Raw genomic sequence first — 19,666 nt, forward strand, 5'->3', positions numbered from 1 at the left:
GGCCGGGGGAGCCGCACGGGTCCTGACGAGGCGTCAGTCCAGGGTCGCGGACATCCCGCCCGCGGCGCGGCAGTAGCCCTGGATCTCCTTGTTGGTGATCTTGCCGCAGAGCCGGGCGGCCGCGCCGGACTCGGTGTAGTTGACGGTGTAGTAGCTGACCAGCCCCTGGGTGCAGGCCTTGCGCTGCCAGGCGTCCTTCGCGGTGGCGCACTGCTGCGCCGCCCAGTCCTCGCGGTCCAGGTTGTACTTCATGGTGCGGGAGCCGACGCCCCGGCTGCAGTCGTTGCCGCCGCCGCCCGCCTGCAGGCACCACTGCAGGGCCTGCGCGAAGACCTCGGGGTGGTTGGCGTAGTCGTGCGAGGACAGGTAGAAGGTCGGGGCGTAGAAGTAGCACGCCGACTGGAAGAGCGAGGGCTGCTCGGGGCACGGGTAGAGCGGCTCGGCGGCGAGCTTGTCCGCGGGGAGGTTCGCCTTGGCCTTCTCGTCCTCCTCGTCGGGCGCGAAGAGCTGCATGAAGACGCCCTCGGAGCAGGTGATCCGGCGGCTCTCGCTGGGGAACTTGTTGCACAGGTCGCGGGCGGCGGGGATGTCCTGCTTGGTGACGAACATGATGCCGTGGCCGACGCCGTGGATGCAGGGGCCGGTGTTGGCGGGGGCGCACAGCGACAGGATGTCGTGCTGCGGGTCCTTGGAGTTGGCGAGCATCTCCTCGACCGCGCCGTGCAGGTAGCCGGCCGCGCAGGTCTCGTGCGGGAAGGAGATCACCTTCTGGAAGTCCTGGTGGTAGCGCTGCACTGCCGCGTGCCCGAGCTCGTGGGCGATCGGGTGGCAGAAGCGCACCGTGTAGGGCTTCTCCTTGGTGGTCTTGTCGAGGTCGGCGAGGGCGACGCCGGGGTCGCTGGCGTCCATCTCGGCCATCAGCTTGTTGCGCAGGGTGCTGCGGGTCCAGACCGCGGGGTCGCCGGTGGGGGAGGCGGCGGCGCTCGGGCTGCCGGGTGCGGCGCCGGTCCGGCCGGGGGCGGTGCCCGGCGGGGTGCCGGGTGCGATGGCGGCGGTGGCGGTGCCGGGCGTCCAGTCGGTCACCACGACGGACCCGAGGCCGAGTGCGGCCAGCAGGACGGCGGTGACGACGGCGAACACACGCGGTTGCATGACGGACGGTCCCCCTGAGATCGACACGGACGGTACGCGGCCCATCCTGCTGGGTGACCGCCGGAAACCCCGGCCCGGACACCGCCATCAGATGAAGGTGCCCGGGTGCGATTCACCCGATCACCGCCTGCACACCGTCCTTCAACGACGACCCCACATCATAGGTGCGGCTGTGGACGGTTGTTCGACCGCCACCTGCTTGCCGGGAAAGCGCCCCGCGGGAGCGCCACGACTGGTCGTCCTGCCCGATTTCGGGCAGGATCTTTGGCATATGGAGACTCGACGCCTAGGCTCCCCACCCGTGCCTGTTTCACCGCACCCTCATGAGGACCTGATCACCCACCTCACCAGGACCACACCGTTGGCTCCCGGCGAGGCGGCCCGGGTCGTCGCGGAGGTGCTCGCCTACTTCGCGGAGCCCACCGAGGAGTACGTGCGCCGCCGTCACGGTGAGTTGCAGGCCAGGGGACTGACCAACGAACAGATCTTCGCCCGCCTCGGCGGCGAGCTGGCCGCCCGCCGGGTGGCCGCCCCGCAGCTGTCGGTGCGTCAGCTGCGGCGGATGGTCTACGGCTGATCCGGTCCCCGCCCAGCACCCGCCCCACGAACCTCAGGAGTCCACGTCATGTGCGGAATCGTGGCCTACATCGGCCCCAAGGACGCGTCCCCCTTCCTGCTCGAAGGGCTGCAGCGGCTGGAGTACCGCGGCTACGACTCGGCCGGCGTGGCGGTGCTCGCCCCGGCGACCAAGGCCGCGCCGGCCAAGCTGCGGGTCTGCAAGGTCAAGGGCCGGGTGGCCGACCTCGCGGCCGCCGTGCCCGCCCGGTTCAAGGGCTCGGTCGGCATCGGCCACACCCGCTGGGCCACCCACGGCGTGCCCTCCGACGCCAACGCCCACCCGCACACCGACAACGCCGAGCGCATCGCGGTCGTCCACAACGGCATCATCGAGAACGCCGACGAGCTGCGCGCCAAGCTCACCGCCGAGGGCGCGGTCTTCCGCTCGGAGACCGACACCGAGGTGCTGGCCCACCTGATCGCCGCGCACCGCGCCGAGGCCGGCGAACTCGAGGACGCGGTGCGCGCCGCGCTCAAGCTGGTGGTCGGCACCTACGGCATCGCGGTGCTGGACGCCGAGCAGCCCGACCGGATCGTGGTGGCCCGCAACGGCAGCCCGATCGTGCTGGGCATCGGCGAGAAGGAGATGTTCGCCGCCTCCGACGTCGCCGCCCTGGTCCGCTACACCCGCCAGGTGGTGCACCTGGAGGACGGCGAGCTGGCCACCGTCCGCGCCGACGGCTTCCGCACCTTCACCGAGGACGCGCGCACCGTCACCCGCCAGCCGTCCACCGTCGACTGGGAGGTCGGCTCCTACGACACCGGCGGCTTCGCGCACTACCTGCTCAAGGAGATCCACGAGCAGCCCGCCGCGGTCGAGCGCACCCTCTCCGGCCGGCTCGACGAGCGCTTCGCCACCGCGCACCTCGGCGGCCTCAACCTGGACGCCCGCGAGCTGCGCGAGATCCGCCGGGTCAAGATCCTCGGCTGCGGCTCCGCGTACTACGCCGGCGAGATGGGCGCCCAGCTGATCGAGGAGCTGTCCCGGATCCCCGCCCACTCCGAGCCCGCCTCCGAGTTCCGCTACCGCAACCCGGTGATCGAGGCCGACACCCTGTACGTCGCGGTCAGCCAGTCCGGCGAGACCTACGACACGCTGGCCGCCGTCCAGGAGATCAAGCGCAAGGGCGGCCGGGTGCTCGGCGTGGTCAACACCGTCGGCTCGGCGATCGCCCGCGAGTGCGACGGCGGCATCTACCTGCACGCCGGCCCGGAGATCTCGGTCGCCTCCACCAAGGCCTTCACCTCCACCGTGGTCGCCTTCGCGCTGCTCGCCCTGCACTTCGGCCGGATCCACGACCTCTCCCCGGCCGACGGCCGCCGGATCGTCGCCGCGCTGAAGGCGCTGCCCGACCAGATCCGCGAGGTGCTCGCGAACGGCGACGCCATCGCCAAGCTGGCCGAGGCGTACGCGGAGTCCGAGGGCATGATGTACATCGGCCGGGTCCGCGGCTACCCGGTGGCCCGGGAGGGCGCGCAGAAGCTCAAGGAGATCAGCTACGTGCACGCCGAGGCGTACCCGGCGAGCGAGCTGAAGCACGGTCCGCTGGCGCTGATCAACCCCGACCTGCCGACCGTCGCGCTGGTGCCGGACGACGAGCTGCTGGACAAGAACCTCACCACCCTCGGCGAGATCAAGGCCCGTTCCGGCCGGGTGCTCGCGGTCGCCCACCGCGAGGTGGACGCCAAGCTGGCCGACCACTGCGTGCTGGTGCCGCGCAGCGAGCCGGAGCTCGACCCGCTGCTGCTGAACATCCCGCTCCAGCTGCTCGCCTACCACGCGGCGGTCTCGCTCGGGCGGGACGTCGACAAGCCCCGCAACCTGGCGAAGAGCGTGACGGTGGAGTAGTCCGCCCGGCCCTGGACGCCCCGTCGCCCTGGACGCCCCGTCGGGAACCCCCGGCGGGGCGTCCGCGCGTCACGGGCTGACCGCGAGCACCAGGTAGGCCGCGAGGATCGCCAGGTGGACGCCGCCCTGGAGCGGGGTGGCGCGTTTCGGAATGACCGTCAGGGTGCCGACCGCGACCGTCAGGGCCAGCAGGATCATGTGGGTGGCGCCGAGGCCGAGTTCGAGCGGGCCGGAGAGCCAGGCGGAGGCGACGGCGACCGCCGGGATGGTCAGGCCGATCGAGGCGAGCGCCGAGCCGAGCGCCAGGTTGAGGCTGATCTGGACGCGGTTGCGGATCGCCGCCCGCACGGCGGCGATCGACTCCGGGAGCAGCACCAGCAGCGCGATCACCACGCCCACCACCGCGTTCGGCAGGTCCGCCGCGGCGACGCCGCGCTCGATGGTCGGGGAGACGCCCTTGGCCAGGCCCACCACCGACACCAGGGCCAGTGACAGCAGCGCCACGCTGACCAGCGTCTCGCGCCGGCTCGGCGGCTCGGAGTGGTCGTCCATCGGGTCGACCACCTCGCCGGCCGGAGTCACCGGCAGGAAGTAGTCGCGGTGACGGACCGTCAGGGTGGAGACGAACAGGCCGTAGATGACGATCGAGGCGGTCGCCGCGAAGACCAACTGCGTGGTGTTGAACTGCGGGCCCGGCGTGGACGTGGTGAAGGTCGGCAGCACCAGGCTGAGTGTCGCCAGGGTGGCGATCGCGCCGAACGCGGCGCCGGTGCCCTCCGCGTTGAACACCGCCACCCGGTACTTGAGCGCGCCGACCAGGATGGACAGTCCGAGGATCCCGTTGCAGGTGATCATCACCGCGGCGAAGACGGTGTCCCGGGCCAGCCCCGCGCTCTTGTCGCCGCCGTCCGCCATCAGCGTCACGATCAGCGCCACCTCGATGATGGTCACCGCCACCGCCAGCACCAGCGATCCGTACGGCTCACCCACCCGATGGGCGATCAGTTCCGCGTGGTGCACGGCCGCCACCACCGACACCGCCAGGAAGACCGCCACCAGCGCCACCACCGGCCACGGCAGATCGCGCTTCCAGGTGGTCAACAGCAGCAGGAACGCCATCACGGGGGCGACGGACGTCCACTGCAGGTAGTGCGGTCGAGGGGAGGCAGCCATACGGCCGAGCTTGGCAGATGGCCGACGCGCCGCCCGGAAGTGACACTCGTGGCAGACCTCACGCCGGAGGGAGACGTCCATGCTCGAACGCCGCAGGCTGTTCGGCGCCGTCCTCGGCCTCGCCACGGCCGGCTGCGCCGCGCCCGCCACCCGGACTGACCAACCGTCAGCCACCCCGCCTGCGTCCTCGGCTCCCGCCTCCGCTGCGCCGCCCGGTGCGTCGTCGAGCGCGCCCCCGGACCGGGCGGCGGTGGTGGCCCGGTACGCGGGGCTGGCGCCGGCGCAGTGGGGCACCGAGGTGACCGGGGTGCGGACGACGACCTCGGGGACGGCGCTCGCGCTGACCTTCGACGCCTGCGGCGGCCCCGGCGGGGACGGCTACGACGCGGAGCTGATCGGCGTGCTGCGCCGACTCGCGGTGCCCGCGACGCTCTTCCTGAACGCGCGGTGGATCGACGCCAACCCCGGCCCGTTCCACGAACTCGCCGCCGACCCCCTGTTCGAACTCGGCAACCACGGCACCGCGCACCGCCCGCTCTCCGTCACCGGCCGCGCCGCGTACGGGATCACCGGCACCGCGGACGCCGGCGCCGTCTACGACGAGGTCGCGGGCAACCACGCCAAGCTCACCGCCCTGCTCGGCCGCCCGCCCCGGTACTTCCGCTCCGGCACCGCGCACTACGACGAGATTGCCACCCGGATCGTCGCCGACCTGGGCGAGGGCGTGGCCGGCTTCAGCGTCAACGGCGACGCCGGGGCCACCTTCACGGCCGAGCAGGTCCGGCGTACCGTCGCCGCCGCCGGGCCCGGCGCGATCGTCATCGGCCACGTCAACCACCCCGGCTCCGGCACCGCCCCGGGCTTCGCCGCAGCGCTGCCCGCACTGCTCGACGCGGGCCGTCGCTTCCGCCGGCTGTCCGACGACTGACCGACCATCACCTGACCAACCGTCAACTTCCGTGCGTGGTCGGGCTCGGAGCCTTCGGGCGGTCGCCGTGCGGGCCGAACATGTGCAGGATCTCCACCGCCGTCCCGTCCGCCGGGCCGAACCAGTGCGGCTCGCGGGTGTCGAACTCGGCGACCTCGCCCGGGCCGAGCAGCGACTCCCGCTCGCCGAGCACCAGGCGCAGCCGCCCGGCCAGCACGTACAGCCACTCGTAGCCCTCGTGGCTGACCAGCTTCGGCTCGCGGGGCGGCAGGACGTGCTTGAAGACCTGGACCCGGCCCGGGTACTGGGTGAGCGGCACCAGGACACCGCCGCCCGCGCGGGGGACCGGGGTGAGGTGGACGCGCGGGTCGCCGGTGGCCGGGGCGGCGACCAGTTGGTCCAGGGTGACGTGGTGCACCTTGGCCAGCGGGATCAGCAGGTCGAGGGTGGGGCGGCGGTGCCCGGACTCCAACCGGGACAGGGTGCTCACCGACAGGCCGGTCGCCTCGGCCAATGCCTCCAGGGTCAGGGCGCGCTCCCGGCGCAGGGTGCGCAGCCGGGGGCCGATGGCGTCGAGGAGGTGCTGCAGGTCAGGGTCCACCCACCTACTCTGACGGATTTTGCGATTGTCGCAAGAATCGTGGCCCGCAGAGGCCGCCCCGCCGCACCCTGACCAGGACCGTTGCACCTCCTGGAGAAGGGACCTCCGATGACCTCCGTTCTGACGGCGGCTCAGCCCGCCGCCCCGCAACTCGGCCGACGCAGACGCTGGACGGTGCTCGCCGTCTGCTGCCTCAGCATGTTCCTGGTCGGCCTCGACACCACCGTGGTCAACGTCGGCCTGCCCGAGATCGGCCGCAGCCTCGGCGTCGACACCCGCGGCCTGGAATGGACCGTCGACGCCTACACCATCGTGCTGGCCGCCCTGCTGATCACCTCCGGCGCGCTCGCCGACCGCTTCGGGCGGCGCCGCGTCTTCCAGTGCGGGCTGGCGCTGTTCGGCACCGCGTCGCTGCTCTGCGCGCTCGCCCCCGGCGCCGGCACCCTGGTGGCGGCCCGTGCGCTGCAGGGCGTCGGCGCGTCGATGCTCAGCCCGGTGGCGCTGGCCATCGTGGTCAACGCGATGCCCGACCCGCGCGAACGGGCCCAGGCGATCGGCGTCTGGGCGTCCGTCTTCGGCCTCAGCATGGCCGTCGGGCCGGTGGTCGGCGGGGCACTGCTGGGCGGATTCGGCTGGCGGGCGCTGTTCTGGGCCAACGTCCCGGTGATCCTGCTCGCGCTGCTGCTCACCGCACTGCTGGTGCCCGAGTCGCGCGGCGCGCGCGACCGGCGGCTCGACGGGATCGGGCAGCTGCTGCTGATCGCGGTGATCGGCGGCTGGGTCGCACTCGCCATCGAGGGCCCGCGGATCGGCTGGACCTCGCCCACCGCGCTGGTCGGCGCGCTGCTGGCCGCCACCGCGACCGTGGCGTTCGGCCTGGTCGAGGTACGGCGGGAGGAGCCGCTGATCGACCCGCGGCTCTTCCGGCACGTCAGGTTCGGCGGCGCGGTGCTGGCGGCCGTCGCGCTCTTCACCGCACTCGGCCTGACCCTGCTGCTCTCCACCCTCTACCTCCAGCACACCCGCGGCCTCAGCCCGCTGGCCGCCGGCGCCGCGACGCTGCCGATGGCCCTCGGCGCCACCGTCTGCGCCCCCTGGTCCGGCCGCCTGGTCGGCCGCCGCGGGCCCGGCCTCCCGCTGACACTGGCCGGCGCCTTCCTGGCGGCCGGCGGCCTCCTGCTGCTCGCCCTGGACCGGACGACACCGCTCGCCCTGCTGCTCGTCGCCTACCTCCTGATCGGCACCGGCTTCGGCTTCGCCAACGCCCCGATCACCACCACCGCCGTCAACTCCCTCCCCGCCGACCGCGCCGGCGTCGCCGGCGCCCTCACCTCCACCGCCCGCCAGTTCGGCTCCGCCCTAGGCATCGCCACCGCCGGCGGCCTGGTCGCCCACACCACCCCCGCCACCCTCGCCACCGCCGCCCGCCCAGGCTGGCTCCTGATCACAGCCTGCGGAGCCCTGCTGATCGCCCTGGCCCGCTGGACGACTGCACCTGAGCGGGCGTCAGGTGGTGATGCGCGTCGCGGCTGAGGGCCCCCAGAGTTCGACAAATCGGATGGCGTGGTCGACCGCCTCACCCCCACCAGTGGGCCGGCGCCGCCAAGATCGGTCCGCAGAATGCAATCGATTGTCCCGTTCGGAGGTTGAGACCCTAGCCTGTGCCGATGTCGAGCCTTCTGAGCGTGGCGGTATGTCCCGGTCGTGAACTCGCCTACCCGGCGGCCCTGCAACGCCTCGCGGGCATGGGCGGGATCCCGCTGGTGTGCGTCGAGTGTGGATGTGGCGCCACCCACCTGGTGGTGGTGTCACCCGAGGGCTCGGAGGTTGTCGCCTCGGGAGACGGCTACCTGCGTGCCAGATTCGAGTCGCTCGGCTGGGTGCGCTCGACCGTGACCGCCGAGGGCGGCGTCTTCCGCCACTACATGGTCCCGAACGCCGACCGGTCCCTGCTGGACGGGTTCCTCGCGCACCTGGCAGCCCGGGTGGCCGGGCCCCAGGCCGCGGCTGCCCACACCGGCAACAGCCGCCCCGTGTCGGCACCGGCGTCCGCGCCTACAGCAGCAGTGAATTGAAGGACTTGCCCGGCCGGTCCGGGTTGTGACCCCAATGGCGACCTGCGTGGTTGAGGATCTCGAGGAGTGTCTCGCGGCCTTCGGCGGACTCCTGCAGCATGAGGGCTGACCGCTCGATGACGATCAGGTAATGGTCGGCGGGCGCCCACCCCATGTCGCGAAGGCAGTCCGAGAGGGCGTTCCAGTTCCAGCCGAAGTAGGCCGGAAGCCGTAGCCGGGCACTCATCTGTTCGAAGACCCCTTGCGCGTCGCCCATGTCGGCGCCATCCAGCCAACCCACGTAGCTGGTCCCCGGCGGCGGCAGGAGGAACGCCGGGTGCCGGGCGTCCTCCGCCGAGTGGTGCACCCACGGCGCCTCGCCAGTCCAGTAGTGGTCCGTCATCCCCGGGTTCCTCGTGAGCGGCTGAGCGACCGTCAGGTCTGGTGGCTAGTGCGGGACCTGCTGGTCGCCGAGGGTGCGCAGGGTGTGGGCGAGGGTGGTGCGTTGGGCCTCGGTGAGGCCTGCGGTGAGTTCGGTGTCGGCGGCTTCGGCGGCTTCGGCGCAGCGGGTGAGGAGGCGTCGGCCTCCGGCGGTGAGGGTGAGGACCTGGCGGCGGCGGTCCTCGGGGTCGCGGACGCGTTCGACCGCGCCGAGTTCCTGGAGCTGGTCGGCGAGGGCCACGATCAGGCTGGGGGCGACGCCGAGGCGGGTGGCCAACTCCTGCTGGGAGGCGGCCGATCCGGCGTCGAGCGCGGCCAGCAGGCCGGCGTGCTTGGGCTTGAGCCCGAGCGCCTCGACCCGGGCGGCGAAGCGGTCGGAGGCCAGGGCGCCGAGGGTGCCCAGGTTGAAGACGAGTGTGGCGCGCAGCGCGGCCGCTCCCTTGACATCGCTCATGGGCAGAATGATACCGTCCTCATATCGTTCAATGCTCGAATGATTCACGGGGGGTTGGAATGGACGTTCTGTCGGCGGTCAACGCGCTGGCCGCGCTGGTCAGCGCGGGATCGAGCGTGGCGGGGGTGGTGCGCCCGGGTCTCGGGTTGCCCGCGGGTGAGCCGGTCACGCTCGGGGCGCACGTGTACGCCCGGGCGTACGCGGTACGGGCGGTGCCCCTGGGGGTGGCGACGGCGGTGGCGGTGACGGCGGGCGGAGCCGCGGTGGCGTGGCCGATGCTGCTGGTGTCGGGGCTGGCCCAGGTGGGGGACTCGGCGATCGGGTTCCGGCAGCGGAACCTCGGTATGGCGTTCGGTGCGGGCGCGTTCGCGGTGCTGCACCTGGTCTCCGCCTGGTGGGTGGCCCGATGAGCGGGCTGACGGTCGTCGACGTGGCGGCGTTCCTCGCCGAGCTGGCCGTCTACGCGGCGGCCGCCTGGTGGGCCTGGCGTCGGCCCGGTCGCCCCGCCGTCCGACTGGTCCTCGCGGTGGCGGCCGTCGTCGGACTCGCCGTGCTGTGGGGCGAGTTCGCCGCGCCGACCGCGGACCACCCGCTGCACGGAGCGGCCCGCGCCGCGTTCGAGGCCTGCTGGTTCGGCGCGGGCGCGACGGCCGCGTACCGCGCCGCGACCGCGGGCGCGCGGGAACGGCGCCGTGACCGGGCGGGCGCCGGGCGAGGGTGAGGGTGAGAGGCGGCGTTCGTCCGGGCCCCGGAGGTGGCGTCAAGTGGAGGGTGGGGCGGGCGGTTTGGCCCAGTGGAGGAGGACGAGGCTGGCGAGGGCGGCGAGGGCGCACCAGGTGGAGATGAAGGCCAGCTGCCAGAGGAGGGCGCAGGCGAGGGCGCCGAGGGTGGTGAGCCAGCCGAGGAGGCGGAGGTGGGGGTCGCCGGAGAGGAGCAGGGAGCCGAGGGTGGCGAGCAGGTAGCCGGCCAGGAGCAGGGTGCCGGCGGGGACGCCGATGGCGTACCTGACGGTGTGTCCGTGGACGTGGGCGCCGACCGGGTGACGGGCCAGGGTGACCGCGAGCGGGACGGCGACCGCCGCGCCGAGCGCGGTGAGCCAGGCGGCCGAACGGCGGCGGGTGGCGCACCAGACCGCCGCCGGGACGTACAGCGGCAGCAGCGGCAGGGCGATCACCGCCCACGCGGTGCGGGTCCACTGGCCCCAGTCGGACCAGACGGCGGCCTCCAGCAGTTGGTGCACCCCGAGCAGCAGCGGCAGGGCCGCCATCGGCAGCCGCCGGCTCGCTCCGGCCCGCACCATCGCGACGACGCCCACCGCCGAGATGGTGCTGCCCATGATCAGATCCGCCTCGGCGCTCCAGCACACGGAGTCAGCGTACTGAACTGACGGTCTGTCAGTAGGACTGAAGTTCGATCAGCGTGCCGTCGGGGTCGCGGACGTGGGCGGTGCGGAGGTTCGGTCCCCATGCGGGGCGGTCGATGGGCGGCAGGACGGCCGTCGCGCCGTGCGCGAGGCAGAGCGCGTACGCGGCGTCCACGTCGTCGACCCGGCAGACGAACATCACGGCGTCGGTGGGTGCGGAGGGCGCGGCGGGTGCGGCGGGGTCGGTGGCGGGCTCGGCGCCGAGGACGGCCGCCATCGCGGCGCGGTCGAACAGGACCAGGACGCCCTCGTCCGCCACGTCCCAGTTGGCGTAGGGGCCGTCGGCGGTGCCCTTGACCAGGTGGGCCCCGCACAGGGGCGGGAGGACGGCGTCGTAGAAGTCGAAGCAGGCCGTGAAGTCGGCGACGAGCAGGCGGGGGTGGAGCGCGTCCACGGAAGGCCTCCGGCGAATAATCGTGGGTGTGGACCCACTATAGGGGGAGACCTAGGATTGGGGCCATGGAAACCGACCCGACCGCCGCGCCGCCCTCGCTCCTGGAGTTGACGGCCTATCTGCTGTCCAGGGTCGGAAAGACCGCCCGCGGCCGGCTCGCCGAGCGGCTGGCTGCCGACGGGCTGCGGCTGTTCCACCTGGCGATGCTGGCCGCGCTCGCCGACTTCGGTCCGCACACCCAGCGCGATCTGGCCCGCCGCCTCGGCCTCGACCCGAGCGATCTCGCCAAGGCCGCCGACCAGTTGGCCGCCGCCGGGCACCTCGACCGCACCCGCGACCCGGCCGACCGCCGCCGCCTCACCCTGACCCTCACCACCGCCGGCCGCACCCGCCTCGCCGAGTTGACCGCCGAGGCGGAGGCGGTGCAGGCGGAGCTGCTCGCGCCGCTGGACGCCGCCGAGCGGGTTCAGCTGCACGCGCTGCTGCTCCGGCTGTACGGCGGTTCCGGAAACGGGAATTGACGGTCGGTCAGCTCTTCAGCAGGGCCTGCACGTCGGCGGCGCGCGGGTGGCCCAGGTCGAGCAGGATCAGCAGCGCCCGCTCCCAGACCTCGCGGGCTGCCTCGCGATCGCCTCGGACGGCGTGGCTGTGTCCGAGCACCTCCAGGGCGATGGCCTCGTCGATGCGGTTGCCGGCCTCGCGGTTGGCTGCGTACGCCTCGGTCGCCGGCACGACGGCCTCCTCGTGCCGGCCTAGCAGGTGCAGCGTCTCGGCGACGTTGCTGAGCGAGCGGCCGAGCCGGAACCGCTCCGCGCCGCTCTTCTCGAACAGCACCAGCGCCTGCTGGTAGTGGTCGAGCGCGGCCTCGAACCGGCCCATCAGCTTGTACGCCTCGCCGAGGTTCTCCAACGACGCCGCCTCGGCCCGCAGTTGGCCGAGCCCGCGGAAGATGTCGGTGGTCCGTTCCAGCAGCGCCACCGCCTCGGCGGGGCGGCCCCGGTCGATCCGCACGTAGCCCAGGTTGCCGAGGACGGACGCCTCACCGTGCAGGTCGCCGAGGCGGCGGCGGATCGCCAGCGCGTCCAGCAGGCACTCCTCGGCCTCGGCCAGCCGGCGCGCCGCCTGATAGGCGACCGCGAGGGCGTTCAGCGCCCACGCCTCGGCCTTCGGATCGGCCAGGCGGCGGGCGCCGGCCAGCGCGTGCCGGTACGTGCCGATCCGGCCGGGTTGCGCGGCGCGCAGGTCGAACAGGTCCCACATGGTGTGGGCGAGCTGCCAGCCGAGTTCGTCGCGTCCGGACTCGGCGGCGGCGGCGACCGCGGCGACCAGGCAGTCGCCCTCCTGCTCGGACCACGCCAGGGCCGCGTCGAACTCGGTGAACTCCAAGGGGCGCAGCGGCGGAGCGGGCGGGGCCAGGTCCAGGTGGCGGCGTTCGGGGCGCAGCCGGCGGGAGGCGGACGCGTTGCTGTGCAGGAACCAGCGCAGCAGCCGCTCGACGGCCGCCTCGCGTTCGGCCGGCGGCCGCTCGGCGGCGCACTCCGCGGCGTAGACCCGGATCAGGTCGTGCAGCCGGTGGCGGCCGGGGCCGGCCGGTTCGACCAGGTGCACCGCGACGAGGGCGTCCAGCAGCGCCGCGGCCTCCGCCTCCGGTGCGCCGAACAGCGCGGCGGCGGCCCCCACGGAGATGGTCGGACCGGGGCCGAGTCCCAGCAGGCGGAACGCACGGGCCTGGTCGGGCGGCAGGTTGCGGTGGCTCACCGCGAAGCTCGCCCGCACCGCGCGGTCCTCGACGCTGAGCACGCTGAGCCGCCCGGCCTCGTCGCGGAGCAGCTCGGCGAGGTGGCGCACCGACCAGTCCGGGTGGGCCAGCAGTCGGCTGCCCGCCAACCGGATCGCCAGCGGCAGCCCCGCGCAGGCCGTCAGCACCGCCTGCGCCGCGTCCGGTTCGGCGGCCAGCCGCTCGGCCCCGACGATGCGCCGCAGCAGCGTCGACGCCTCGTCGGCGTCCAGCATGCCGAGGGTCACCCGGGCCGCGCCGTCCAGGCCCGGCAGGGTGCTGCGACTGGTCACCAGCACGCGGCTGGCGCCGGTCCCGGGCAGCAGCGGGCGGAGCTGGGCGGCGTCGCGGGCGTTGTCCAGCAGGATCAGCATCCGCCGCTCGGCGAGCAGGCTGCGCCAGCGCCCTGCCCGCTCCTCGGGGTCGGCGGGCAGGTGCTCCGGCGGGACGCCGAGGGAGCGCAGGAACCGGCCCAGCAGGTCGTGCGGGTCGGCGGGCCGCGGATCGGCGCCGTGCAGGTCGACCTGGAGCTGCCCGTCCGGGAAGTGCCGCAGCACGAGGTGCGCGACGTGCACCGCCAACGTGGTCTTGCCGACGCCGCCCGTCCCGCTGACCGCCGACAGCAGCACCGGCGCCGCCGGTCCACCCGGCGCGCCCGACAGCAGCGAGACGAGGCGCTCGACCGCGGCCGCCCGGCCGGTGAAGTCGTGCAGGTCGGCGTGGAGTTCGGCCGGCGTGAGCCGCCCGGCCGGGCCGGGCCCGGCGGTCCGCTCCGGCGGGTCGTCGCCGGTGACGGCCGCGATCAGCCGCTGCCGGTCGTCCGGACCGAGACCCATCGCGTCGGCCAGCCGCGCGACCGTGGACAGCCGCGGCCCGCGCCGCCCGGACTCCAGCATGCTGATCGCGTGGCTCGACACCCCCGCCCGCTCCGCCAGGTCCTCCTGCGTCCACCCCGCCGCCAGCCGACACCCGCGCAGCAGCTCCCCGAACCCACCCACCGTGACCTCCCCCTGGAGAAGGTCACCCCATGCGGTCGCTCGCGAACGCGCAGCGACCCCCTCCCCCGGAGGTGACCCTACGAGCGGGCCCACGGAATGGCAAGGACAAGTCAATCCGGTCACGCCGGTCCTGACGGACCGTCATGCCGAGCCAACTGTTGTACCCCGCCGACCTGGTGGGACCGGCCGACGGGTGAAGGTCCTGGTGCACGCGCGCAGTGGTGAGGACGGGGTCGGTGGCCCGGAAGGCCGCGGTGGGGCGCGGTGACCCGCGCCCCACCGTCCCCCGCCGTCCGGCACCGTCCCCCGTCGGTGCGGTGCCGGACCGTTCGTCAGCTCAGCCAGAACTGCTGGAACACGGCGTACTGGCCGTTCTGGTCCTGGCAGCCGAAGTCGCGCAGACCGTAGCCGCTGTCGTCGATGCAATTGCCGGTGGCCACGTTCTGCAGCACCACCGAGCCGTTCGGCTCCAGGTACATCACGAACTGCTGGAAGGCGGCGTAGGGCCCGTTCTGGTCCTGGCAGCCGAAGTGCCGCAGGCCGTAGTTGCTGTCGTCGATGCACTGGCCGGTGGCGACGTTCTGCAGCACGTCGGTGCCGTTCGGCTGTCCGACTATCCGGAACTGCTGGAAGGCGGCGTAGGGGCCGCTCTGGTTCTGACAGCCGAAGTGTCGCAGGCCGTAGTTGCTGTCGTCGATGCACTGGCCGGTGGCCGCCGACTTCAGCACCCACGTGCCGCCGGGGGCGAAGGAGGCCCGCTGGGCCGACGGCTGGGCGGTCGCGGCGCTCGCGCTGCCGGCGCCCGACGTGAGCGAGCCGACGAGGGCGACGCTGCCGGCCGCGGCTGCTATCCACTTCTTCATGATCGCGATCCTCCGGTTCGGTGGTCACGGGCCCGAAGTCCGTTCGCGACGGGCCCGGTTGGCACGACGACCACTCTGCTGGAGCGCCCGGAGGTGCTCCATGGCGTTCGTTTTGCGTTTGGCGGAACCGGATCCCGCACTTCGCGGCGCCGCGGCCGCCGAGGACTCGCGGGGTGCCGTCCGCCGGGTGAGCGCGCCGGGGGCTCGACCGTGGGGCTACGGTGGAGTGGGCGGCCGCGCCCCGGCGAGGAGTGGCCGGGCGGGACCGGGAGCTGACCGCTAGTCAGGGACCGGCCTCGGATATGGTGCGGGCGGCTTGTCGATCTGACGTGGGGACGGAGAGCAGCACAATGCGGATCGGAATCATCGGGACCGGAACGGTCGGCCAGACCCTCGCCAACAAACTGATCTCGCTCGGGCACGAGGTGACCCTCGGCTCGCGCACCAAGGAGAACGCCGCCGCCAACGACTGGGCCGACCGGGCCGGCCCGTACGGCCACGCCGGCACCTTCGCCGACGCCGCCGACTTCGGCGAGCTGGTGATCAACGCGACCAGCGGCACCGTCGCCCTGTCCGCGATCGGCATGGCCGGTCCGGAGCGGCTGGCGGGCAAGACCCTGCTGGACGTGTCCAACCCGCTGGTCTTCTCGCCGACCGGTGAGCTGACCCTCGACCCGGTCAACAACGACAGCGTCGGCGAGCAGCTCCAGCGCGCCCTGCCGGACACCTCCGTGGTGAAGGCGCTGAACACCGTCACCGCCCCGGTGATGGTGGACCCCGGCCGGATCCCCGGCGAGCACAACCTCTTCGTGGCCGGCGACGACGTCGACGCCAAGGCCAAGGTCAAGGCGCTGCTGGAGGAGTTCGGCTGGCCGGCCGAGGCGATCCTCGACCTCGGCGGGATCGACGCCGCCCGCGGCATGGAGATGCTGATGCCGTTCTGGCTGCGGGTGATGCAGCACTACGGGCACGCGGACTTCAACTACGCGATCCGCACCGCGAACTGACGCCGCGAGCGATCCGGCCCGGCGGCCGCACCCCGCGCGCGGGGAGCCGCCGGGTCGGGTGGCACGGCGGGCCGGGTAGCACGGCAGGTCGGATGGCACGGCGGGTCGGCGGCGTGGGTCGCCACGGAACACGCGGGTCGCCACGGAAGACCGAGGCCGGGGCGGAGAGGCTCCGGAGTAGGAAGGGTGCGAGATGACCGGGACCGCCGAGACCGAGCAGGTACCGCCTCCGTACCAGGCGGTCGACGAGGACTGGCAGACGGCGCTCGCCGTCGTCGCCCACCCCGACGACATGGAGTACGGGGCGGCCGCGGCCGTGGCCCGCTGGACCGGGCAGGGCAAGCGGATCAGCTACCTGATGGTGACCAGCGGCGAGGCCGGGATCGACGGCCTGGAGCCCGCGCAGTGCCGCCCGGTGCGCGAACGCGAGCAGGTGGAGTCGGCGGCGCTGGTCGGCGTCGGGACGGTGGAGTTCCTCGGCTACCCGGACGGGGTGGTCGAGTACGGGCTGCCGCTGCGCCGCGACCTGGCCCGGGCGATCCGTCGGCACCGCCCGGAGATCGTGATCACCGTCAACTTCCGGGAGACCTACGGCGGGGTCTTCCCCAACCAGGCCGACCACATCGCGGTCGGCCGGGCCGCGCTGGACGCCGTCCGGGACGCGGGCAACCGGTGGGTCTTCCGCGAACTCACCGCCGAGGGCCACCAGCCGTGGAACGGCGTCCGGCAGCTGTGGGCGGCGGGTTCGCCCGACGGCCGGCACGCCGTCGACACCACCGACACCTTCGCCACCGGCGTCGCCTCGCTGGAGGCCCACCGCGCCTACCTGGCGGGCCTCGGCGGCGAGATGGCCAACGCCGCCGAGTTCCTGGAGTCCGCGGGCCGCGCCGCCGGCACCCGCCTGGGCACCCGCTACGCGGCGGCCTTCGAGGTGATCGACTTCCACGGCTAGTGCTCTCGCGTCCGCAGCGAGACGGGCGCCAGCCGTGGCGGTCGCCCCCTGGACGCCTGGACACGGGAGCTCGATCGGCCCGGTGGCCTCCGGGCCACGGCGTCAGGTGAGTCGCGGGGCGACCTCGGTGGCAACCCACTCCATCGCCTGTTCGACATGCTCGGCCGCGACGGGCAGCCACAGGGTGCAAGCGGCAAGCCCTGCCTCGGCGAGTTGCCCGAGCTCGTCGGCGACGCTCGCGGCGGTGGGTACGGCACCGCCGAGGGGTCGTCCCGGCGACGGGACCACCGCGGGGATGCCGGGCGGCGTGAGGAACGCGGCTGCGGCGAGCGTCAGGCGGTCGGCGTTCTCCGAGTCGCCGGCGAGGTCGTGCAGGCGGCGGCGGACGTCGGTGACCTCCGCGGCGTCGACGCCGGTGCCGTACCAGCCGTCGCCGAACCGCAGCGCACGACGCAGGGCGGCGGCGCTGTGGCCGCCGATCCACACGGGCGGACCGCCCGCGGTGACCGGAGGCACGCCCAGGCGCGCCTCGTGCAGGGTCGTGAACGGTCCCTCGAAGTCTGCGGGCCGCCGGGTCCACAGGGCCTTGGCGGCGGCGAGGTGGTCGTCGGTACGTGCACCGCGTTCACGGGCGGGTACGCCGACGGCCGCGAACTCGTCGAGGTTCCAGCCGGTGCCGACGCCCAGGACCAGGCGGCCGCCGGACACGACGTCCAGCGTGGCCGCCTGGTTGGCGAGCACCAGCGCCGGGTAGTACGGCGCGACGAGTACGGACGTCAGCAGCCGCAGGCGCGTCGTCGCCCCCGCGACGGCCGCCAGCAGGACGAGCGGGTCCGTGTCGAGGCCGAACCCGCTGTCCAGCAGGCGGTTGCCGACCGCGACGTGGTCGAAGCCCAGATCCTCGGCACGGCGTGCGGCGTGGAGAACGCGGGCTCCGTCGTCGAGCGGCCAGCGCGGTTGGAGGGAGACGCCGAGGCGCAGCAGGGACATGAGTGTGCCTTTCGGTGGCAGTCCGACGGCGACACGACGATCACCCGACCGCCCTGTCGCCACTCCCAACCCCCGCACGGCCCCCGTTTCATCCCGCCCGGTCAGGGGGCGTTGACGGTCCGTGGGAAAACCGCATGCGGGAGGTGGCGGCCGTGGGTAGGGTGCGGGCGCCGTGGTGTGTCGAGGTGGGGGAGAGTCGTCGTGGAGTTGCTCGTACTCGGGGGGACGCGCTTCCTCGGCCGCGCCGTCGTGGAGGCCGCGCTGGCCGCGGGGCACCGGGTGACGCTGTTCAACCGGGGCCGTACCGATCCCGGGCTGTTCCCGTCGGCGCGCACCGTCGTCGGCGACCGCACCGTGAGCCTGGACGCGCTCGCCGACGGTCGGTGGGACGCGGTGGTCGACGTGGCCTGCTACCAGCCGGAGGTGGCGGCGCTCGCGGTCGAGGCGCTGCGCGGCCGGGTCGGGCGGTACCTGTTCGTCTCCACGCTCTCCGTCCTCGCCGACCAGGCCACCCCGCAGGACGAGGACGGCGCGGTGCTCGAACTCACCGCCGACCTGCCGGAGGACCTGGCGTACGGGGCACGGAAGGCCGCCTGCGAGCGGATCGTGCGGGACGGGTTCGGCGAGCGGGCGACGATCGTCCGGCCGGGGTTGATCGTCGGCCCGCACGACCCGACCGACCGGTTCGCGTACTGGCCGCGCCGGTTCGCCCGCGGCGGCCGGGTGCTGCTGCCCGGCGATCCGGCGGACGACGCGCAGTTCATCGACGTCCGCGACCTCGCCGGGTGGATCCTGGACTGCCTCGGTGCGGGCCGGGCCGGGGTGTACAACACCACCGGGCGGCCGATGCCGTTCGGCGAGCTGATCGACGCCTGCCGGGCGCTGGCCGCGGGGCCCGTCGAGTCGGTGTGGATCCCCAGCGAGCGGCTGCTGGCGGCGGGGGTGGACCCGTGGATGGGCGTGCCGATGTGGATCGCCGACCCGGAGTGCGCCGCGATCAACCGGGTCGACGTCTCCCGCGCGCTGGCCGCGGGGCTGACGCTCCGTCCGCTCGCCGAGACGCTGGCCGACACCCTCGCGTGGGACACCGCCCGCGGCGGCCCCGAGACCGAGGGCCTCGGCGCGTTGGAGGAGGAGCGGCTGCTGCGCGAGCTGGCGGGGTGAGGCCGGCGGGCTGACGGTGGGTCAGTCGCGGTCGTGCCCGCCGGTCGACACGTTCCCGGGCGATCCCGAGCCGTCATCGGGGCCCCCGCCGTCGTCGGGTCCCCCACCTTGGGAACCCCCGTTGCCGGCCTTGCGCGAGCGGCGGCGCAGGTAGGCGCGGACGGCGAGCGCGGCCACCACCAGTCCGAGCGCGGCCAGCAGGTAGACCTGGTAGCGGACGGCCTGCCGGTACAGGGTGTCGATGTTGCTGCCCGCGAAGTAGCCGATGCACGCCCACACCCCCGCCCACAGCACGGCGCCCGCCGTGTTGGCCGCCATGAAGCGCTTCCACGGCATCTCGGTGGTGCCGGCCACCAGGCCGTTGGTCTGCCGCAGGCCGTCCACGAAGCGCGCCCCGGTGACCACCAGGGCGCCGCGGCGGCGGAAGAAGGCGTCGGCGCGCTCCATCCGCTCCGGGGTGAGCCGCACGTAGCGGCCCCAGCGGTGGACGAACGCCAGGCCGCCGGTGCGGCCGATCACGTACGCCGCGGCGTTACCCAGGATGGCCGCCAGCACCGCCACGACGAGCACCACCGGCAGCGACAGCTGCCCCGTGCCCGCGTACACCGCGGCCAGCGTCAGGATGGTCTGGCCGGGCACGGGGATCACGCAGTTGTCCAGGAAGACCAGGACGCCGACCGCGAGGTACCCGTAGTCGTCGAGCAGCGGCGCGAGGTGGGCCAGCGGGCCCGGCAGGGGCGGGGGCAAAGGTGTTCGCTCCTCCTACCGGGCCGCGGCCCGGGGTCAGCGCTGCTCCTCGGCGAGCTGGTGCTCGACGACGCAGTCGGG

At 73.7% G+C, this 19,666-nt stretch carries 22 protein-coding genes; 11 read left to right on the top strand and 11 right to left on the bottom strand.

Annotation, left to right across the window (positions count from 1 at the left end; genetic code table 11):
* Window positions 1–33: 33 nt before the first annotated feature.
* Complete coding sequence (locus tag AB0K51_RS24880; RefSeq protein WP_363459151.1) at window positions 34–1,152, bottom strand: hypothetical protein; 1,119 nt, start codon at window positions 1,150–1,152, stop codon at window positions 34–36.
* Window positions 1,153–1,423: 271 nt separating this feature from the next.
* Here AB0K51_RS24880 and AB0K51_RS24885 point away from each other — a divergent pair, with 271 nt between their 5' ends.
* A complete protein-coding gene (locus tag AB0K51_RS24885) occupies window positions 1,424–1,729 on the top strand; it encodes a hypothetical protein (protein ID WP_363459153.1) in 306 nt (101 codons plus the stop codon).
* A 48-nt stretch (window positions 1,730–1,777) separates the two neighbouring features.
* A complete protein-coding gene (gene glmS / locus AB0K51_RS24890) occupies window positions 1,778–3,619 on the top strand; it encodes a glutamine--fructose-6-phosphate transaminase (isomerizing) (protein WP_363459155.1) in 1,842 nt (613 codons plus the stop codon).
* A 69-nt stretch (window positions 3,620–3,688) separates the two neighbouring features.
* Here the strand turns inward: glmS and AB0K51_RS24895 are convergent, their stop codons facing one another.
* Window positions 3,689–4,792 carry an ionic transporter y4hA gene (locus AB0K51_RS24895; RefSeq protein WP_363459157.1) on the bottom strand — a complete coding sequence of 368 codons (1,104 nt, stop codon included), beginning with the start codon at window positions 4,790–4,792 and terminating at the stop codon, window positions 3,689–3,691.
* 79 nt (window positions 4,793–4,871) lie between these two features.
* On the opposite strand from AB0K51_RS24895, the gene AB0K51_RS24900 reads away from it, so the two are divergent.
* Window positions 4,872–5,720, top strand: coding sequence for a polysaccharide deacetylase family protein (locus AB0K51_RS24900; RefSeq protein WP_363459158.1), 849 nt, complete (start codon window positions 4,872–4,874; stop codon window positions 5,718–5,720).
* Between the two features lie 22 nt (window positions 5,721–5,742).
* Here AB0K51_RS24900 and AB0K51_RS24905 read toward each other — a convergent pair whose 3' ends face one another.
* Window positions 5,743–6,321, bottom strand: coding sequence for an XRE family transcriptional regulator (locus tag AB0K51_RS24905; RefSeq protein WP_363459160.1), 579 nt, complete (start codon window positions 6,319–6,321; stop codon window positions 5,743–5,745).
* Between the two features lie 108 nt (window positions 6,322–6,429).
* Between AB0K51_RS24905 and AB0K51_RS24910 the strand changes: the two genes are divergently transcribed.
* Both AB0K51_RS24910 and AB0K51_RS24915 read left to right on the top strand, forming a co-directional pair.
* Window positions 6,430–7,854 (top strand): MFS transporter, encoded by a 1,425-nt coding sequence (locus AB0K51_RS24910; protein WP_363459161.1) that lies wholly within the window; start codon window positions 6,430–6,432, stop codon window positions 7,852–7,854.
* Between the two features lie 134 nt (window positions 7,855–7,988).
* On the top strand, window positions 7,989–8,396 hold the full coding sequence (locus tag AB0K51_RS24915) for a hypothetical protein (RefSeq protein ID WP_363459163.1): 408 nt from the start codon (window positions 7,989–7,991) through the stop codon (window positions 8,394–8,396).
* On the opposite strand, the gene AB0K51_RS24920 is transcribed toward AB0K51_RS24915, so the two are convergent.
* Both AB0K51_RS24920 and AB0K51_RS24925 read right to left on the bottom strand, forming a co-directional pair.
* A complete protein-coding gene (locus AB0K51_RS24920) occupies window positions 8,377–8,778 on the bottom strand; it encodes a barstar family protein (RefSeq protein ID WP_363459165.1) in 402 nt (133 codons plus the stop codon). The two genes, AB0K51_RS24915 and AB0K51_RS24920, sit on opposite strands and share 20 nt — an antisense overlap.
* Window positions 8,779–8,823: 45 nt before the next feature.
* Window positions 8,824–9,270 carry a MarR family winged helix-turn-helix transcriptional regulator gene (locus AB0K51_RS24925; RefSeq protein ID WP_363459166.1) on the bottom strand — a complete coding sequence of 149 codons (447 nt, stop codon included), beginning with the start codon at window positions 9,268–9,270 and terminating at the stop codon, window positions 8,824–8,826.
* Window positions 9,271–9,329: 59 nt separating this feature from the next.
* On the opposite strand from AB0K51_RS24925, the gene AB0K51_RS24930 reads away from it, so the two are divergent.
* Window positions 9,330–9,680: a hypothetical protein gene (locus AB0K51_RS24930; RefSeq protein ID WP_363459167.1), complete on the top strand. Its 351-nt coding sequence runs from the start codon at window positions 9,330–9,332 to the stop codon at window positions 9,678–9,680.
* Window positions 9,677–9,991, top strand: coding sequence for a DUF2568 domain-containing protein (locus AB0K51_RS24935; protein WP_363459169.1), 315 nt, complete (start codon window positions 9,677–9,679; stop codon window positions 9,989–9,991). Before AB0K51_RS24930 ends, AB0K51_RS24935 begins: the two co-directional genes overlap by 4 nt.
* A gap of 39 nt (window positions 9,992–10,030) precedes the next feature.
* Here the strand turns inward: AB0K51_RS24935 and AB0K51_RS24940 are convergent, their stop codons facing one another.
* Together AB0K51_RS24940 and AB0K51_RS24945 are read right to left on the bottom strand one after the other, a co-directional pair.
* The gene (locus AB0K51_RS24940) at window positions 10,031–10,636 is read right to left on the bottom strand and encodes a DUF6629 family protein (RefSeq protein ID WP_363459171.1); all 606 of its coding nucleotides are present in this window, start codon (window positions 10,634–10,636) and stop codon (window positions 10,031–10,033) included.
* Between the two features lie 28 nt (window positions 10,637–10,664).
* Window positions 10,665–11,087 carry a VOC family protein gene (locus AB0K51_RS24945; protein ID WP_363459173.1) on the bottom strand — a complete coding sequence of 141 codons (423 nt, stop codon included), beginning with the start codon at window positions 11,085–11,087 and terminating at the stop codon, window positions 10,665–10,667.
* Window positions 11,088–11,152: 65 nt separating this feature from the next.
* On the opposite strand from AB0K51_RS24945, the gene AB0K51_RS24950 reads away from it, so the two are divergent.
* Complete coding sequence (locus AB0K51_RS24950; protein WP_363459175.1) at window positions 11,153–11,608, top strand: MarR family winged helix-turn-helix transcriptional regulator; 456 nt, start codon at window positions 11,153–11,155, stop codon at window positions 11,606–11,608.
* 7 nt (window positions 11,609–11,615) lie between these two features.
* Here AB0K51_RS24950 and AB0K51_RS24955 read toward each other — a convergent pair whose 3' ends face one another.
* Together AB0K51_RS24955 and AB0K51_RS24960 are read right to left on the bottom strand one after the other, a co-directional pair.
* Window positions 11,616–13,862 carry a tetratricopeptide repeat protein gene (locus AB0K51_RS24955; RefSeq protein ID WP_363459177.1) on the bottom strand — a complete coding sequence of 749 codons (2,247 nt, stop codon included), beginning with the start codon at window positions 13,860–13,862 and terminating at the stop codon, window positions 11,616–11,618.
* Window positions 13,863–14,194: 332 nt separating this feature from the next.
* Entirely contained in the window at window positions 14,195–14,725 is a 531-nt protein-coding gene (locus AB0K51_RS24960) for a hypothetical protein (protein WP_363459179.1), read from the bottom strand.
* Window positions 14,726–15,075: 350 nt separating this feature from the next.
* Here AB0K51_RS24960 and AB0K51_RS24965 point away from each other — a divergent pair, with 350 nt between their 5' ends.
* Together AB0K51_RS24965 and AB0K51_RS24970 are read left to right on the top strand one after the other, a co-directional pair.
* The gene (locus AB0K51_RS24965) at window positions 15,076–15,732 is read left to right on the top strand and encodes an NAD(P)-binding domain-containing protein (RefSeq protein ID WP_363459181.1); all 657 of its coding nucleotides are present in this window, start codon (window positions 15,076–15,078) and stop codon (window positions 15,730–15,732) included.
* A gap of 193 nt (window positions 15,733–15,925) precedes the next feature.
* Entirely contained in the window at window positions 15,926–16,684 is a 759-nt protein-coding gene (locus AB0K51_RS24970; protein WP_363459182.1) for a PIG-L deacetylase family protein, read from the top strand.
* 102 nt (window positions 16,685–16,786) lie between these two features.
* On the opposite strand, the gene AB0K51_RS24975 is transcribed toward AB0K51_RS24970, so the two are convergent.
* Window positions 16,787–17,674, bottom strand: a complete 888-nt coding sequence (locus tag AB0K51_RS24975; RefSeq protein ID WP_363459184.1) for a TIGR03619 family F420-dependent LLM class oxidoreductase — start codon at window positions 17,672–17,674, stop codon at window positions 16,787–16,789.
* 201 nt (window positions 17,675–17,875) lie between these two features.
* On the opposite strand from AB0K51_RS24975, the gene AB0K51_RS24980 reads away from it, so the two are divergent.
* On the top strand, window positions 17,876–18,838 hold the full coding sequence (locus tag AB0K51_RS24980; RefSeq protein ID WP_363459186.1) for an NAD-dependent epimerase/dehydratase family protein: 963 nt from the start codon (window positions 17,876–17,878) through the stop codon (window positions 18,836–18,838).
* 21 nt (window positions 18,839–18,859) lie between these two features.
* Here the strand turns inward: AB0K51_RS24980 and AB0K51_RS24985 are convergent, their stop codons facing one another.
* Window positions 18,860–19,585, bottom strand: a complete 726-nt coding sequence (locus tag AB0K51_RS24985; RefSeq protein ID WP_363459188.1) for a DedA family protein — start codon at window positions 19,583–19,585, stop codon at window positions 18,860–18,862.
* Between the last annotated feature and the right edge of the window lie 81 nt (window positions 19,586–19,666).

This window comes from Kitasatospora sp. NPDC049285 (assembly GCF_040678815.1).
GTDB lineage: Bacteria > Actinomycetota > Actinomycetes > Streptomycetales > Streptomycetaceae > Kitasatospora.